The sequence below is a fragment of the Salinimonas profundi genome (assembly GCF_014750655.1).
GTDB classification, from domain to species: domain Bacteria; phylum Pseudomonadota; class Gammaproteobacteria; order Enterobacterales; family Alteromonadaceae; genus Alteromonas; species Alteromonas profundi_A.
Map to the genome: position 1 here is coordinate 19600 of NZ_JABBXD010000004.1, position 14237 is coordinate 33836.

The 14237-nt window shown below is 48.3% G+C and carries 16 protein-coding genes; 7 read left to right on the plus strand and 9 right to left on the minus strand.

Annotation, left to right across the window (positions count from 1 at the left end; genetic code table 11):
- Nucleotides 1-69 precede the first annotated feature (69 nt).
- The 6 genes from HHX48_RS08985 to mgtE all read left to right on the plus strand — a co-directional run bounded on the left by HHX48_RS08985 (nucleotide 70) and on the right by mgtE (nucleotide 4933).
- Nucleotides 70-1548 carry an RNA polymerase factor sigma-54 gene (locus tag HHX48_RS08985; protein ID WP_191024330.1) on the plus strand — a complete coding sequence of 493 codons (1479 nt, stop codon included), beginning with the start codon at nucleotides 70-72 and terminating at the stop codon, nucleotides 1546-1548.
- Between the two features lie 36 nt (nucleotides 1549-1584).
- Nucleotides 1585-1872 (plus strand): ribosome hibernation promoting factor, encoded by a 288-nt coding sequence (gene hpf, locus HHX48_RS08990; RefSeq protein ID WP_139757241.1) that lies wholly within the window; start codon nucleotides 1585-1587, stop codon nucleotides 1870-1872.
- Nucleotides 1873-1880: 8 nt separating this feature from the next.
- Entirely contained in the window at nucleotides 1881-2324 is a 444-nt protein-coding gene (ptsN, locus tag HHX48_RS08995) for a PTS IIA-like nitrogen regulatory protein PtsN (protein WP_191024332.1), read from the plus strand.
- Nucleotides 2325-2360: 36 nt separating this feature from the next.
- Nucleotides 2361-3209, plus strand: coding sequence for an RNase adapter RapZ (gene rapZ / locus HHX48_RS09000; protein ID WP_191024334.1), 849 nt, complete (start codon nucleotides 2361-2363; stop codon nucleotides 3207-3209).
- Nucleotides 3206-3478 carry an HPr family phosphocarrier protein gene (locus HHX48_RS09005; RefSeq protein WP_191024336.1) on the plus strand — a complete coding sequence of 91 codons (273 nt, stop codon included), beginning with the start codon at nucleotides 3206-3208 and terminating at the stop codon, nucleotides 3476-3478. The genes rapZ and HHX48_RS09005 overlap by 4 nt, the downstream gene beginning before the upstream one ends.
- Before the next feature lie 96 nt (nucleotides 3479-3574).
- Nucleotides 3575-4933 (plus strand): magnesium transporter, encoded by a 1359-nt coding sequence (gene mgtE, locus HHX48_RS09010; protein WP_191024338.1) that lies wholly within the window; start codon nucleotides 3575-3577, stop codon nucleotides 4931-4933.
- A gap of 71 nt (nucleotides 4934-5004) precedes the next feature.
- Here mgtE and HHX48_RS09015 read toward each other — a convergent pair whose 3' ends face one another.
- The 7 genes from HHX48_RS09015 to rplM all read right to left on the minus strand — a co-directional run bounded on the left by HHX48_RS09015 (nucleotide 5005) and on the right by rplM (nucleotide 10087).
- Nucleotides 5005-5481 carry a ClpXP protease specificity-enhancing factor gene (locus HHX48_RS09015; RefSeq protein WP_191024340.1) on the minus strand — a complete coding sequence of 159 codons (477 nt, stop codon included), beginning with the start codon at nucleotides 5479-5481 and terminating at the stop codon, nucleotides 5005-5007.
- A complete protein-coding gene (gene sspA, locus HHX48_RS09020) occupies nucleotides 5478-6110 on the minus strand; it encodes a stringent starvation protein SspA (protein WP_139757246.1) in 633 nt (210 codons plus the stop codon). Before sspA ends, HHX48_RS09015 begins: the two co-directional genes overlap by 4 nt.
- A 110-nt stretch (nucleotides 6111-6220) precedes the next feature.
- Nucleotides 6221-6955, minus strand: a complete 735-nt coding sequence (locus HHX48_RS09025; protein ID WP_191024342.1) for a cytochrome c1 — start codon at nucleotides 6953-6955, stop codon at nucleotides 6221-6223.
- Entirely contained in the window at nucleotides 6952-8217 is a 1266-nt protein-coding gene (locus HHX48_RS09030) for a cytochrome b (protein ID WP_191024344.1), read from the minus strand. Before HHX48_RS09030 ends, HHX48_RS09025 begins: the two co-directional genes overlap by 4 nt.
- Before the next feature lies 1 nt (nucleotide 8218).
- Nucleotides 8219-8848 carry a ubiquinol-cytochrome c reductase iron-sulfur subunit gene (petA, locus tag HHX48_RS09035; protein ID WP_191024346.1) on the minus strand — a complete coding sequence of 210 codons (630 nt, stop codon included), beginning with the start codon at nucleotides 8846-8848 and terminating at the stop codon, nucleotides 8219-8221.
- Nucleotides 8849-9253: 405 nt separating this feature from the next.
- A complete protein-coding gene (gene rpsI / locus HHX48_RS09040; protein ID WP_191024348.1) occupies nucleotides 9254-9646 on the minus strand; it encodes a 30S ribosomal protein S9 in 393 nt (130 codons plus the stop codon).
- 12 nt (nucleotides 9647-9658) lie between these two features.
- Nucleotides 9659-10087 carry a 50S ribosomal protein L13 gene (rplM, locus tag HHX48_RS09045; protein ID WP_191024350.1) on the minus strand — a complete coding sequence of 143 codons (429 nt, stop codon included), beginning with the start codon at nucleotides 10085-10087 and terminating at the stop codon, nucleotides 9659-9661.
- A 241-nt stretch (nucleotides 10088-10328) separates the two neighbouring features.
- Here rplM and HHX48_RS09050 point away from each other — a divergent pair, with 241 nt between their 5' ends.
- On the plus strand, nucleotides 10329-11276 hold the full coding sequence (locus HHX48_RS09050; protein WP_191024352.1) for a hypothetical protein: 948 nt from the start codon (nucleotides 10329-10331) through the stop codon (nucleotides 11274-11276).
- Here the strand turns inward: HHX48_RS09050 and mazG are convergent.
- On the minus strand, nucleotides 11248-12069 hold the full coding sequence (mazG, locus tag HHX48_RS09055) for a nucleoside triphosphate pyrophosphohydrolase (protein ID WP_191024354.1): 822 nt from the start codon (nucleotides 12067-12069) through the stop codon (nucleotides 11248-11250). The two genes, HHX48_RS09050 and mazG, sit on opposite strands and share 29 nt — an antisense overlap.
- Entirely contained in the window at nucleotides 12047-14221 is a 2175-nt protein-coding gene (gene relA, locus HHX48_RS09060; RefSeq protein ID WP_191024355.1) for a GTP diphosphokinase, read from the minus strand. The genes mazG and relA overlap by 23 nt, the downstream gene beginning before the upstream one ends.
- Nucleotides 14222-14237 lie beyond the last annotated feature (16 nt).

Below are 14237 nucleotides of genomic sequence, written 5' to 3' on the forward strand. Positions count from 1 at the left end.
AACAAAGCGCCACTGAATTTTATTATTTCACCTCCATTAAACGCGTACAAAGTTAAAAATAAGACGTAGATGAAACCATCTTTACAGTTAAAATTTAGCCAACAACTTACCATGACGCCGCAGTTGCAGCAGGCGATTAAACTGCTGCAATTGTCTACGCTTGATCTTCAGCAGGAGATACAGGAAGCGCTTGACTCCAATCCTTTGTTGGAAGTCGAAGAAGGCAACGATAATGAGGCTACTGAGAAAAACAATCTCGATAATGATTCAGACAATGCTGAGGCCTCCGCCAGCGCATCGGATAATATGGACTCAGGCGAGGCACTTGAGAAAAATGACTTGCCTGATGAATTGCCGATAGACAGTACCTGGGATGAATATTATTCCGCCTCTTCTGCGCCAGCACCTGGTCCCAACAGTGATGAAGATCAGGTTTTTCAGGGTGAGACATCAGAAAACATCCAGGACCATCTGTTGTGGCAGATGCGACTTACTCATTTTTCCGATACTGATCGCGCTATTGCTACCGCAATCATTGATTGCATTGATGAGTCGGGTTATCTGACGGTGACCGTCGAAGACATTCTGCAAAGTGTCAACGATGAGGATATGGAAGAACCTATCGAAGAAGATGAGGTTGAGTGCGTACTAAAGCGTATCCAGCTGTTTGATCCCATCGGTTCAGGTTCACGTTCGCCTCAGGAATGTTTACTGGTTCAGCTTAGACAGTTCGCGCCCGAGACGCCCTGGGTGGCAGAAGCAAAGATGCTACTTGAAGATTATTCAGATTTGTTAGGCAGCAAAGATTATCGCACGCTGATGCGCAAGTCCCGGCTGAAAGAAGATCAGTTGCGTGAGGCCATGCGACTATTGCAGACCCTTAACCCTCGTCCGGGCAGTGCCCTGGTGACCAAAGAGCCTGAATATGTTATTCCTGATGTGTCGGTAGCCAAGAAAAACGGACGTTGGACGGTAGAGCTTAACCCTGACAGCCTGCCCAAATTAAGTGTTAACCAACAGTATGCAGCAATGAGTCGCAAGGCGAGAAACAGCAGTGACTCTCAGTTTATCCGCTCGCATATGCAGGAAGCTAAGTGGTTCATTAAAAGTCTGGAGTCACGCAATGATACATTGCTGAAAGTAGCAAACTGTATCGTGCAGCAGCAAATGGGCTTTTTTGAACACGGCCCTGAAATGATGAAACCAATGGTGCTTAATGATGTCGCAGAAATGGTGGATATGCACGAATCAACAATTTCCAGGGTGACTACCCAGAAATATATGCATACTCCTCGCGGCATTTTTGAATTGAAATACTTCTTCTCCAGTCACGTAGCGACGGAGTCGGGTGGCGAGTGTTCGTCTACTGCGATTCGTGCGCTGATTAAAAAGCTGGTCGCTGCAGAAACACCCAGCAAGCCGCTAAGTGACAGCAAGATTGCTACATTGTTAGCCGAACAAGGCATCAAAGTTGCCCGGCGAACAATAGCAAAATACAGGGAATCACTGTCGATTCCCCCGTCTAACCAACGCAAAAGCCTGATTTAGCAGTTAAAGGCAAGCTCACAATAAGGAAGACGAAATATGCAAATAAACCTTACTGGTCATCATATCGATATCACCGATTCTTTGCGTAATTATGTCGACACCAAGTTTAGTAAGCTGGAACGGCACTTCGACCACATCTCAAATGTGCACGTTATTTTGAATGTTGAGAAGTTGAACCAAAAAGCGGAAGCCACGGTTCACCTTAGCGGCGCGGAGGTATTTGCATCATCAGAAAATACGGATATGTATGCAGCGATTGACAGTATGGTTGATAAACTGGACAGACAGGTTATCAAGCATAAGGAAAAGCTGAAAAAGCATTAATGTCTAATATGGATATTCAAGCCATTGTTAGCCTGGACCGCACCAAGTGTGCGGTTCAGTGCAATAGTAAAAAACGCATTCTTGAGATTATCAGCAGCATCGCTGCTGATAATAATACCGAGGTTGAAGAAGAAACGGTTCTTAATGCGCTGCTTTCCCGTGAGCGCATGGGCAGTACCGGTATTGGCAATGGCATTGCCCTCCCCCATGGACGTTTGCCCGGTCTGGCAAACGTAATTGCCATCGTGGTCACCAGTGACCCGGCCATCGATTTTGATGCTATAGATAATAAGCCTGTCGATATTTTCTTTACCTTACTTGTTCCGGAAGAACAAACAGAAGGCCATCTTCAAACTCTGGCATTGGTTGCCGGCAAACTTAGCGACAAAGAAACTGTAAAAGCCATTCGCCGGGCATCAACCAGTGATGATATAGTGAAGGCATTAAAATAATCTCTGCGGCCTATCGCGTATAACCGGAGAAACGTTTTGAAGCTTATTATTATCAGTGGACGCTCAGGCTCCGGCAAGTCCGTGGCGCTCAGAGCATTGGAAGATTTGGGGTATTATTGCGTAGATAATATTCCGGTTAATTTGCTTCCCGCGTTAACCCACTCTGTTTCTGAAGAATATGATCAGGTGGCAGTAAGCATTGATGTGCGTAACCTGCCCAAAGATCCTTCTGAGTTGGTAGAAATTCTCGATTATCTGCCACAGTCCTGGAGTGTCACTATCGTCTATATTGATGCCAGTGATGATATCCTGGTAAAGCGCTTCAGCGAAACACGCCGGTTACATCCGCTGGCAAAACTCAATAAGTCTCTTTCCGACGCAATTTACACCGAGCGCGAGTTACTGGCTCCGGTGGCTGAGCGCGCTGATTTGTATATCGACACCGACTCCATGTCGATTCACCAGCTTGCTGAACTTATTCGCGAGCGCATACTGGGCAAAAAGAGCTCACGACTGGTACTAGTCTTTGAATCATTCGGTTTTAAGCATGGTATTCCTAAAGATGCAGATTATGTCTTTGATGCCCGTTTTTTGCCTAACCCGCACTGGGAGCCGGATTTAAAGCATTTTACCGGACTGGATGCGCCTGTTGAGGTATTTCTTGGGTCACAGCCCATCGTCACAAAGTTTATCTGGCAAATACAAAATCTGATTACGACCTGGTTACCCCATCTGGAGCGTAATAACCGAAGCTATGTCACTGTTGCAATTGGTTGTACCGGCGGTCAGCACCGGTCAGTCTTTGTCGCACAAACACTGGCTAAAACTTTCAGGGATATTCACCCGGACGTACAAATCCGGCACCGGGAGCTTGCTGAAAAATGAGTATAGAAAAACAGCTGACCATTGAAAACAAACTGGGTTTACATGCACGTGCTGCGACGCAGTTGGTCGAACTGGCTAACCAGTTCGATGCACAAATAACATTAGTAAAGGGCGATAAAACAGCAGACGCTAACAGTGTCCTGGGCCTGATGATGCTGGAAAGCCATCAGGGCGAAACGGTTACCGTTATCAGTGACGGGCCGGACGCAGAATCAGCCATGCAGGCAATAGAAAGTTTGATTGCGGGCCGATTCAACGAATCAGAATAAAACGCATTTTTAGGCGGGGCGCCACCAATAACGAAAAAGAACTTCGCAAGTTATCCGGCCTCACCTTTAATCTCCCTTTTCCACCAAGGATCGAAAGTGGCAGAAGCATTAGAATCTAAATTTGCACAAAGCCAGTTACGTACGCTTAACGCAGCACTGAACGATGGCCGCTTTGTTTCTGTGCGCAAAATATTGCACGAGCTGCCCCCCTCTGATGTCGCGCTGGTACTTGAATCAAGCCCCACAAAAACCCGTGATGAGCTGTGGGAGCTCATTGATGGTGAGTTTCACGGTGATATTCTCGAAGAGCTATCCGAAGATGTCAGGAACGGTATTATTACCAAGATGGCCCCATTGCGTGTTGTCGATGCACTGGAGGAGATGGATACCGATGACCTGGCCGAAACGCTCAGCAGTCTGCCAGATGAAGTTCTGCAGGATATTTTACAATCTATGGATGCGCAGGACAGGGTAAGAGCCGAACAAGCCCTTTCCTATGGTGAGGAAACTGCCGGGTTCATCATGAACACTGACACCATCACCTTGCGTCCGGACGTAACAATAGATGTGGTCCTTCGATATATACGCCTCAAAGGTGAGCTACCGGAAAACACCGATACACTCTACGTTGTTAATCGCACTGATAATTTGGTGGGTCTGGTGCCTGTGGCCAGGCTGCTGACTGCCGATACGGAAGATAAGGTGTCAGAGGTAATGGACGAAGATGCCGAAGCGATTCCCGTTAATATGCCAGATGATGAAGTGGCCAGTCTGTTTGAGCGTTACAATTGGCTGTCTGCACCGGTGGTAGATGAAAAAAACCGGTTGGTAGGCCGCATCACGATTGACGATGTGGTAGATATCATTCGTGAGGACGCTGAACATTCTATGATGAGTATGGCGGGTCTTGACGATGAAGAGGATACGTTTGCACCGGTATGGCAAAGTACTCAGCGTCGTTCAGTATGGCTGGGCGTGAACCTGGTGACCGCGCTCATGGCTGCAGCTGTCAGTGATTTATTTGAGGCTACGCTCAGTCAACTTGCTGTGTTAGCCATCTTGAATACTATCGTGCCCAGCATGGGTGGCGTTGCCGGTAATCAGACTTTAACGCTGGTAATCCGGGGGATGGCCTTGGGCCATGTCAATCCCAGTAACTCCCGCTGGCTCATCAGCAAAGAGCTTGCGATCGGCTTCTTAAACGGGGTTATCTGGGCCGTCCTTATCGCCAGTGTTATCGCGCTGTGGAAACAAAACCTGATGCTTGGTGCCATCATAGCCTTCGCGATGATGATCAATTTGCTGGCTGCGGCGCTCGCAGGGGCTACTTTGCCAATCATTATGAAGAAATTAAAAATTGACCCCGCGCTGGCCGGAAGCGTTATTTTAACCACGATCACCGACGTGGTGGGGATATTCGCATTCCTGGGCACAGCCACCCTGTTTTTAATGTAACTAAAAGGGCTGGTTTCCTTTAACGAGATATAAAAAAAGCTCCCTGAGGAGCTTTTTTATTTAAACAACTGTTACTTGATAATCTTGAGGTTTGGCTTGCCCTTTTTAGGCGGAACCGGTGCACTGTCTGCATCCGCTTCATTGACATCACCCGATGGCTTTGTCGTAGACGCATCATCGCTTAATGACGCATCTTCCAGTGACTCTGCCGATGAAGGGCTAGACAGCTCCTCCTCCACAGCGAAAACAGTTCCAGCACCGTTTTCGCGCGCGTAAATAGCCATCACCGCCTGACAGGGCATCCGAATCTGACGGGGCTGTCCGCCGAATCGCGCCTGAAATGAGAGAAACTCCAAATCCAGACCAAAGTTGACGCAGGCTGACGGAGAGATATTCAGAACTATCTGCCCATCCTTCACAAATTCCTGCGGCACTTCTGTCAGCGCGTTTGTAGCATCCACGACAATATAAGGCGTCATATCATTGTCGACGATCCAATCGAAAAATGCGCGTAACAGGTAAGGCTGATTAGGTGTCATAGTGCTCATAACGGGTTATGTATTTCGCGTTCCTGATCGGTCAGCGATGCTTTAAATGAGCCTCGCTCGAAAATACGCGTCATATAGGCGTTTATTTCTTTCGCACCGGCACCTTTTAATTCGATACCCAGTGCAGGTAAGCGCCACAACAATGGTGCCAAGTAACAATCTACCAGGCTGAACTCTTCACTCATGAAGTAAGGCAACTCAGAAAACACAGGTGCCAGCGACAACAGCGCTTCACGCAACTCGTTTCTCGCTGATTCAACATCACCCTCACCGCGGAAAATACGCGCAGCCAGCGAATACCAGTCCTGCTCAATGCGATGCATCATCAGGCGGCTCTGTCCACGAGAGACAGGATAAACAGGCATAAGTGGCGGATGCGGGAAACGCTCGTCCAGATATTCCATGATGATGTGCGACTTATACAGTACAAGCTCTCGGTCAACGAGTGTTGGAACAGTTCCGTAGGGGTTCAGATCGAGCAGGTCCTCTGGCAGATTGCTCGGATCAGTGTAGCTGATTTCTACACCTACGCCTTTTTCGGCCAGAACAATCCGTACCTGGTGACTATAAATATCGATACTATCTGAGAACAACGTCATGATAGAGCGTTTATTCGCGGCTACGGCCATTAATTTTCCTCCGTCGAGAGACTTTCACACTGTCTCCCAATCGACAGTGCGCCTAAAGCTGAAAAAGGGGGCAGATTGCCCCCTTTGGTATTATACAGAAAATGACAGGTTTAGTGTACTTCTCGCCAGTAATCTTTTTTCAGAAGAAAAACAAATACAAACAATACTAGGATAAACACCAGCACCCACTTACCTATTTTTTCCGACTGCAGGCGGAATGGTTCACCGGTGTATTCAAGAAAATTGACCAAATCACCGATGGCCTGGTCGTATTCTTCCGGCGACAACGCACCATCGCCGTCAGACTGAATGCCGGCGTAGCGCTTGACCTGTTCACCGTCAACCATCACTTCTTCATAGGTTTCACGGGGCGTTCCCTGCAGCGACTGTAAGACATGTGGCATACCCACATCGGGGAACACTTTGTTGTTTACGCCAAAAGGACGCTCTTTATCAACATAAAAGGTGCGCAGGTAGGTATACAGCCAGTCACCGCCACGTACACGCGCAACCAGCGTTAGATCAGGTGGCGCGGCGCCAAACCAGGTTGCCGCTCCTTCTTCCGGCATCGCCCGTTTCATGTAATCTGTAACTTTATCGCCGGTGAACTGCAGATTCTCTTCACCCAGTTCCTCAGGGATCCCCAAATCGTTAAACGTTCTGGAATATCGCTGATATTTCATCGAATGGCAGCCAGAGCAGTAATTCATGTAAATCTGTGCACCGCGTTGCAGCGAGGCCTTATCTGTCAGATCAATAGGTGCCTCATCCAGATGAACACTACTACCTGCAGCACTGGCCCACAGCGGCACGAATAAAGACATTAACGCTAACAGTTTCTTCATTTCGGGATCCTCGCTGGAACAGGTTTAGTATTTTCATTTTTACTGTATAAGAACAGCGCAACGAAGAATCCAAAGTAAAGTACCGTCGCTATCTGTGAAGCGATGATTTTCCAGTTTTCCTGCGGTGTTCCTCCAAGATAACCCAGGAAGATGAATACCACAGCAAATACCAGCAGGTTAACTTTGTGCAGTCCGCACCGGTAGCGCCAGGACCTGACACGCCCTCTGTCAATCCAGGGCATAGCAAACAAGGCTGCTATCGCTCCGAACATGGCTAACACACCAAACAGCTTATCTGGTACGGCTTTCAAAATGGCGTAGAAAGGCGTGAAATACCAGACAGGGAAAATGTGTTCAGGCGTTTTCAACGGATTGGCAATTTCAAAGTTGGGGTGTTCAAGAAATTTACCGCCCATTTCCGGTGCAAAGAACATGATGTAACAAAACGCAGCCAGAAATACGCAGAATGCAACCAGGTCTTTTAGCACTATGTGCGGGAAGAACGGCACGACATCATCTGCAATGTCATATTTATCAGTGTAATATTCGTGGATTTTATACGGTGTCTTCTCACTTTCTGACAGTGACCCTTTTTTGTGCTTTATTGCAACACCGTCCGGGTTGTTAGAGCCCACTTCATGAAGCGCGATAATATGTAAAAAGACCAGAATCACTATCACTAGTGGTAATGCAATGACATGTAATGCGAAGAACCGGTTCAGCGTTGCACCGGAGATAACATAATCCCCCTGCAACCAGATGACCAGGTCCGGGCCAATGACCGGAATTGCACCAAAGAGGGAGACAATAACCTGCGCGCCCCAATAAGACATTTGTCCCCAGGGAAGTACATAACCCATGAAGGCTTCAGCCATCAGGGCCAGGTAGATAAACATACCAAATACCCAGAGCAATTCTCGTGGCTTTTGATAAGAACCATAAATCATGCCACGGAACATGTGCATGTACACCACGATAAAGAACGCAGATGCGCCCGTGCTATGCATATACCGGATAATCCAGCCGTAGTCGATTTCACGCATGATGTATTCAACAGAAGCAAATGCGCCTTCTGCTGTAGGTACATAATTCATGGTGAGCCAAATGCCGGTTATAATCTGGTTAACCAACACGATAGTGGCGAGAAAACCGAACACATACCAGAAGTTCATGTTCCGCGGGGCGGGATACTGAATAGCATGCATATTGGCTACGCGCATCATAGGAATGCGCTGTTCAATCCAATTCATAAATCCACTCATGCTATGCTTCCTCCGCGGTTGAGCCGATGATCATCGTGGTATCATCAACATACTGGTAAGGCGGTACAACAAGATTCAAAGGCGCCGGGACATTCTGGAAAACGCGGCCGGCCATATCAAATTTTGAGCCATGACACGGGCAGAAGAAACCATCGGGAACGCCTTCTACAATCTCTTCAAACGCGCCATTTTTCAGATGCGTAGGTGAGCAGCCCAGGTGCGTGCAGATTCCAACCAACACCAGATATTCTTCTTTTAATGACCGATAATAGTTTTTCGCAAATGCGGGCTGTTGTTCGGCTTCAGAGGTAGGATCTTTCAGGTTTGCTTCGTGCTGCTTCAGCTCTTCAAGGATTTCGGGTGTTCGTCGTACAATCCAGACAGGCTTACTGCGCCACATAACCCGAATCAGCTGGCCCGGCTCTATTCCACTGATATCGACTTCAACATCTGCACCGGCCGCTTTCGCTTTAGCACTCGGATTCCATGACGCAATGAATGGTACGGCGGCCCCTGCAACGCCTACAGCGCCGACCACTGAGGTTGCCACAGTCAGAAAACGACGTCGGGTATTATCTCCCGGCCCTTTTTCAGGCGCAGACTCTTTTGCATCTACAGATACATCGCTCATCCACATTTCTCCAGGTTGGATTGTTATGGCAGACCTATCAGAAGACACTGACAACATCGTCCTGTCATAACTGCTGGTCATCAACGTCACAACAGCACGTTACCGACTCAGACAAACATTTTTTTATAATATGTTATTTTTCGTACAAAATCATACGGGAAAAGCCTTTCTGTTTACAAGGTTTTACTTCTCTAAGCTGAATAAAAAAGTATCAAATTACAGTAGACTTTCGCTTACACCTACGACAACAGGCCGTTCACAATTCATACAACCATCAAAATCGGCGAAAGGTGGGTAATAAAATAAAAATTAAGAAATCGTAAGAATTGGAAATATATGGGCAGGATTTTTTGCGCAGGCATAAAAAAACCCGGCATAAGCCGGGTTTTTTGCAAAAGCGAAAAATTAACGCTTTGAGAACTGTGGACGCTTACGCGCTTTGTGCAGACCCACTTTCTTACGTTCAACACGACGATCGTCACGAGTAACGAAGCCAGCTTTACGTAAAGGTGAGCGCAGTGCCTCATCGTAGTCCATAAGAGCACGAGTAAGGCCGTGGCGGATTGCGCCAGCCTGACCGTTAGAACCACCACCAGCAACGGTGATGTAAACGTCAAACTTTTCAGTCATTTCTACAAGTTCTAGTGGCTGACGAACAACCATGCACTCGGTTTCACGACCAAAGTACTCATCAAGAGCACGTTTGTTTACTGTGATGTTACCTGTACCTGGACGCAGGAACACACGAGCAGTAGAACTTTTGCGGCGGCCAGTGCCGTAGTATTGAGTATCTGCCATGTCAGTTGCTCCTTAGATGTCCAAAACTTGTGGTTGCTGTGCTGCGTGAGCGTGTTCGCCACCAGCGTAAACTTTCATTTTACGGAACATTGCACGACCCAGAGGACCTTTTGGCAGCATTCCTTTAACTGCTTTCTCAAGCACCATTTCTGGCTTATGAGCGATCAGTTTTTCAAAGTTTGTTTCTTTCAGACCACCTGGGTAACCTGTGTGAGAATAATACATCTTCTTCAATGCTTTATTGCCTGTTACAGCAACTTTCTCAGCATTGATAACGATAATGTAGTCACCAGTGTCTACGTGAGGTGTGTACTCTGGCTTATGCTTACCGCGCAGACGACGCGCAATTTCAGACGCCAGACGGCCTAAAGTTTTGTCTGTGGCATCTACCACATACCAGTCACGTTGTACCGTTTCTGGCTTAGCAACAAAAGTTTTCATTTAAATTCACCCGAATAATTTCGTCGTTACTGATTCCATAATTGGAATCACCTAAAATCAATCCGTAAGCCCCTTCGAGCCTGTTGATTCTTCCACCTTCCCAAAGGTGGGTGTAACTGGGCAGGGCGCGAATTATACAGGTTTTGCATAAAAAGCGAACCCTTAAATGCGAAAATTTAACTGGTAAAGCTTAAAAAAATCGTTAGGGTGTCAAATCTGTCTCGAACAAGAGCCTCAGGCCATGCCATTAAAGGGATTTTTACTTTTTGGACTGCTCGTTCTCGCGCCGAATTGCCAGGCCCGTGCCGTCGAAAACACCCCGGTTCAATCCGCCCGTCAGCAATCATCTGACACCGTGATATTTACCAAAGCATTTTCTGGTGACGACTATGGTAAATACCACATCACAGTCTTGCGCGAAGCCCTGGCAATTAGCCGTGAAAAAAATAACCATGACGTGCTTCAGGCGCATCCGTTTGAGCTGACCCAGAGCCGGCAGATCAAGTTACTGCAGGACGGAAAAGCCGATGTAATGTGGAGCGTGACCAGCGATGACCTGGAAAGGTCGCTGATACCCGTGCGATTTCCGTTGCTACAGGGTTCTGGTGGTCAGCGGATTCTGACCATCGCGCCTCAGCGTCAACCTTCATTGCCGGCAACGATGACACTGGAAAGACTAAAACAATTCCCTTCCGTTCAGGGCGGGGACTGGCCGGATTACCATATCCTCTCTGCCCACAAGTTCAACGTTGCCGGGGCGCCGTGGAGCAGCTGGTACATAACCATGTATAAAATGGTCGAAAAGGACATGGTGACTTACTTTCCGCGTAACATCATTGAAGTTCATCGTGATTTAGCTCACCACGCTTCACTGAACATTGTGATAGAGCAAAACCACCTGTTGTCCTATCCCAGCTACGAATACTTTTTTGTGAATCCTGAGCGCCCCGAGTTAGCCAGACGTCTGAAAAAAGGATTGTTAGCGCTGCTGGCATCCGGCCGTCTACAGAAGCTGTTTGAAAGCATCCCCGAACACCGCAAAGCGCAGCAGCTGATAATGGAACCGGACAGAAAACAACATCAGCTGACCAATCCGATTCTTTCTTATGAGTGGGCCTCACCGCGCTGGTCGACAACCCCCGAGGCGTCACACAAAGAATTTAGTCAGCGTTTTTCTCAGCCGCTTTAGCCTCTTGCCATAGCTGCTCGAGATCTGTTAAATCAAGGGCTTGCAGAGAGAGCTCCTGTTCCCTGGCGCGCTGTTCGATATGTCTGAACCGGGTGGTAAATTTATGACTGGCCTGGCGCAGAGCTGCGTCGGCATCAACATTACAATGCCTGGCAAGGTTGACCATGGCGAACAATGCATCGCCGATTTCCTCTTCAACACGTTGCTGAGAAAACTGTTGCGCGTCGATCTCCGCCTCGATTTCGTCAATTTCCTCCCGGACTTTGGCAATCACAGGTTGAACAGTATTCCAGTCAAAGCCGACTTTGGCACATTGCTTTTGAACCTTGTGGGCCAGCTTCAATGCTGGCAAGCCTGAAGGTATGTCATCAAAAATACTGTCAGAGTGAGATGAGCGACTTTTTTCAGAGGCTTTAATGGCCTCCCATTGTGCACTCAAATCATTCTCATCCACCGGCGTGTCGCTAAATACATGAGGATGTCGTCGAATCATTTTGTCAGCAATCGCCTGAGCCACAGACTCAAAATCAAACGTGCCGTTCTCGCTGGCTATCTGACTGTAAAATACAATTTGGAACAGCAGGTCACCCAGCTCCTGCCGCACGGCTTCACTGTCGTTACTGGCAATAGCGTCCGCTACCTCGTAGGCCTCTTCGATGGTATACCGGGTCAGTGACGCCATGGTCTGCTTTTTATCCCACGGGCAGCCATTAGGGGCTCGAAGCCGGGCCATGATATCCAGCAGACGATTGAGCTGGGTATTATCTGTCTTACTGTGCTTTTCGCTGTACATCCGTGATTCCTTTTAGCTGACGCAATCGCGTCATCACACGGGTCAGCGCTTCTAATGTTTTCACCTCAACCGAAATATCGATGGTGGCGGTCTGACGGGGTTTGTCGCTGGCACTGTTAACACTTAATAATGCAACATTCTCGTTTGCCAGAACTGTCGTAATGTCTCGAAGCATGCCATCTCTGTCAGCGCAAAAGATAATGAGCATGGCTTCAAAGCCAACTTCCAGTGAGTCTGACCAATTTACTTCAATCAGTCGTTCAGGATGCTGTTCACTCAAATTCTGTAGTTGTTCACAGGCCGTTTTATGGACGCTCACGCCTCTGCCCTGGGTGATATAGCCGACAATGTCATCACCGGGTACAGGTTTGCAGCAATTTGCTAACTGACTCATCAGGTGCCCGACACCTTCAACCACCACGGTATCGCTTTTTCCCTTAGAGCCTGCGCTACGCCGGGTTTTTAGTTTAGGGCTGATTTGTGGTTCTGGCTCAGGCGGACTCAACTGCTGTTGCAGAAAATGCACCACAGACATTACCCGTACATCGCCCGCACCTATGGCAGCGTGTAAATCATCAAGATGTTGCAGGTTAAATTTTTTAGTCGCCCGTGAGGCCATTTTCAGCGGCACTGCAGCCCGTTGTAGCTCACGTTCCAGCAGCTCTTTACCGGCCTGCTGATTCTTCTCTTTGTCCTGCTTTTTGAAAAACGAATGGATGGTTGCTCTGGCCCGCGAGGAGTGCACATAACCCAGTCCCGGGTGCATCCAGTCACGGCTGGGGTTCAGCGCTTTGCCGGTGTGAACCTCGACCTGATCGCCACTTTGCAGCTGGTAGGTGAACGGCACGATACGACCGTTGACTTTGGCACCAATACAACGATGTCCGACATTGCTGTGAATGTAGTACGCAAAATCCAGCGGTGTCGCGCCTTGTGGTAAGTCGATAACATCGCCCCTTGGGGTAAACACATACACCCGATCATCAAAGACCTGGCTACGCAATTCTTCAACCAAATCGCCGGACTCGGCAACTTCTTCCTGCCACTGCAGGATTTTACGCAACCAGTTAATGCGATCTTCAGATCCACTGCCCTTGCCGCTGCCACCCTCTTTGTATTTCCAGTGGGCAGCCACCCCTAACTCGGCATCCTGATGCATTTGTTGAGTGCGGATTTGAATCTCAACCGGTTTGCCCTCAGGGCCGACAATGACAGTATGAATCGACTGATAACCATTGGCTTTCGGGGTTGCAATGTAGTCGTCAAATTCCCGGGGAATATGTTTATATTGAGCATGAACCACGCCCAAAGCAGCGTAACAATCCTGCAGTCTGTCTGCGATAATCCGCAGGGCCCGGATATCGAACAACTGCTCAAATGTGAGCCGTTTTTTCTGCATTTTTTTCCAGATAGAAAAAATATGCTTGGGGCGCCCGTAGACTTCGGCCTTTATTCCCTGCTCATCGACCAGCGACTGCAGCTCACAGACAATGTTATCAATATACTGGGCACGCGCTTTACGCTTTCCATCCAACTGCCTGGCAATTTGCTTGTAGGTAACAGGATGCAGATATCTGAATGCCAGATCTTCCAGCTCCCATTTTAGCTGGCCGATACCCAGGCGATTTGCCAGCGGTGCGTAAATGGTGGCGCATTCACGGGCAACCATCACCCGCGTTTCCTCATCGGCCTTTTTAACCTGCTGCAACGCACAAATGCGCTCGGCCATTTTGATAACTACCGCTCGCACATCTTCGACCATCGCCAGCAACATGCGCCGGATACTGTCAATATGCTGTTCATCAGGCACCTGTTTCATGCCCGAGCGACGTGAGTGTAATGCCTTGATTGCATCCATTTTTCTCACGCCGGTAATGAGCTTTTCGACCTCCACGCCAAACTGCGTTTTGATCTGTTCCTCGTTCAACGCATGCTGCTCGCAGTAAGGCAGTACCAAGGCTGCCTGTAGCGTATTATCATCCATGTTCAGCTGAGCCAGGATTTCGACCATTTCCTGCCCCACCAGTAACCGTTCTGGTGCGCTGGAGATATCACGAAGCTTTTGCTTTGTTTGCTCGGTTAACCCCAGGCTGTCCAGCCAGATTTCAAAGGGTGGACGTGTGGGCTCGTGGACTTTCCGTGTTGATACCATTGCTTACCAACTCGCT

Excerpts from the sequence above, each read along its gene's own strand:
- HHX48_RS09025 (WP_191024342.1), bottom strand. The coding sequence starts at position 6,955 with ATGAAGAAACTGTTAGCGTTAATGTCTTTATTCGTGCCGCTGTGGGCC.
- HHX48_RS09050 (WP_191024352.1), top strand. The coding sequence starts at position 10,329 with ATGCCATTAAAGGGATTTTTACTTTTTGGACTGCTCGTTCTCGCGCCG.
- rplM (WP_191024350.1), bottom strand. The coding sequence starts at position 10,087 with ATGAAAACTTTTGTTGCTAAGCCAGAAACGGTACAACGTGACTGGTAT.
- sspA (WP_139757246.1), bottom strand. The coding sequence starts at position 6,110 with ATGGCCGTAGCCGCGAATAAACGCTCTATCATGACGTTGTTCTCAGAT.
- ptsN (WP_191024332.1), top strand. The coding sequence starts at position 1,881 with ATGGATATTCAAGCCATTGTTAGCCTGGACCGCACCAAGTGTGCGGTT.
- mazG (WP_191024354.1), bottom strand. The coding sequence starts at position 12,069 with ATGTACAGCGAAAAGCACAGTAAGACAGATAATACCCAGCTCAATCGT.
- HHX48_RS09015 (WP_191024340.1), bottom strand. The coding sequence starts at position 5,481 with ATGAGCACTATGACACCTAATCAGCCTTACCTGTTACGCGCATTTTTC.
- relA (WP_191024355.1), bottom strand. The coding sequence starts at position 14,221 with ATGGTATCAACACGGAAAGTCCACGAGCCCACACGTCCACCCTTTGAA.
- HHX48_RS09030 (WP_191024344.1), bottom strand. The coding sequence starts at position 8,217 with ATGAGTGGATTTATGAATTGGATTGAACAGCGCATTCCTATGATGCGC.
- HHX48_RS08985 (WP_191024330.1), top strand. The coding sequence starts at position 70 with ATGAAACCATCTTTACAGTTAAAATTTAGCCAACAACTTACCATGACG.
- HHX48_RS09005 (WP_191024336.1), top strand. The coding sequence starts at position 3,206 with ATGAGTATAGAAAAACAGCTGACCATTGAAAACAAACTGGGTTTACAT.
- petA (WP_191024346.1), bottom strand. The coding sequence starts at position 8,848 with ATGAGCGATGTATCTGTAGATGCAAAAGAGTCTGCGCCTGAAAAAGGG.
- rpsI (WP_191024348.1), bottom strand. The coding sequence starts at position 9,646 with ATGGCAGATACTCAATACTACGGCACTGGCCGCCGCAAAAGTTCTACT.
- hpf (WP_139757241.1), top strand. The coding sequence starts at position 1,585 with ATGCAAATAAACCTTACTGGTCATCATATCGATATCACCGATTCTTTG.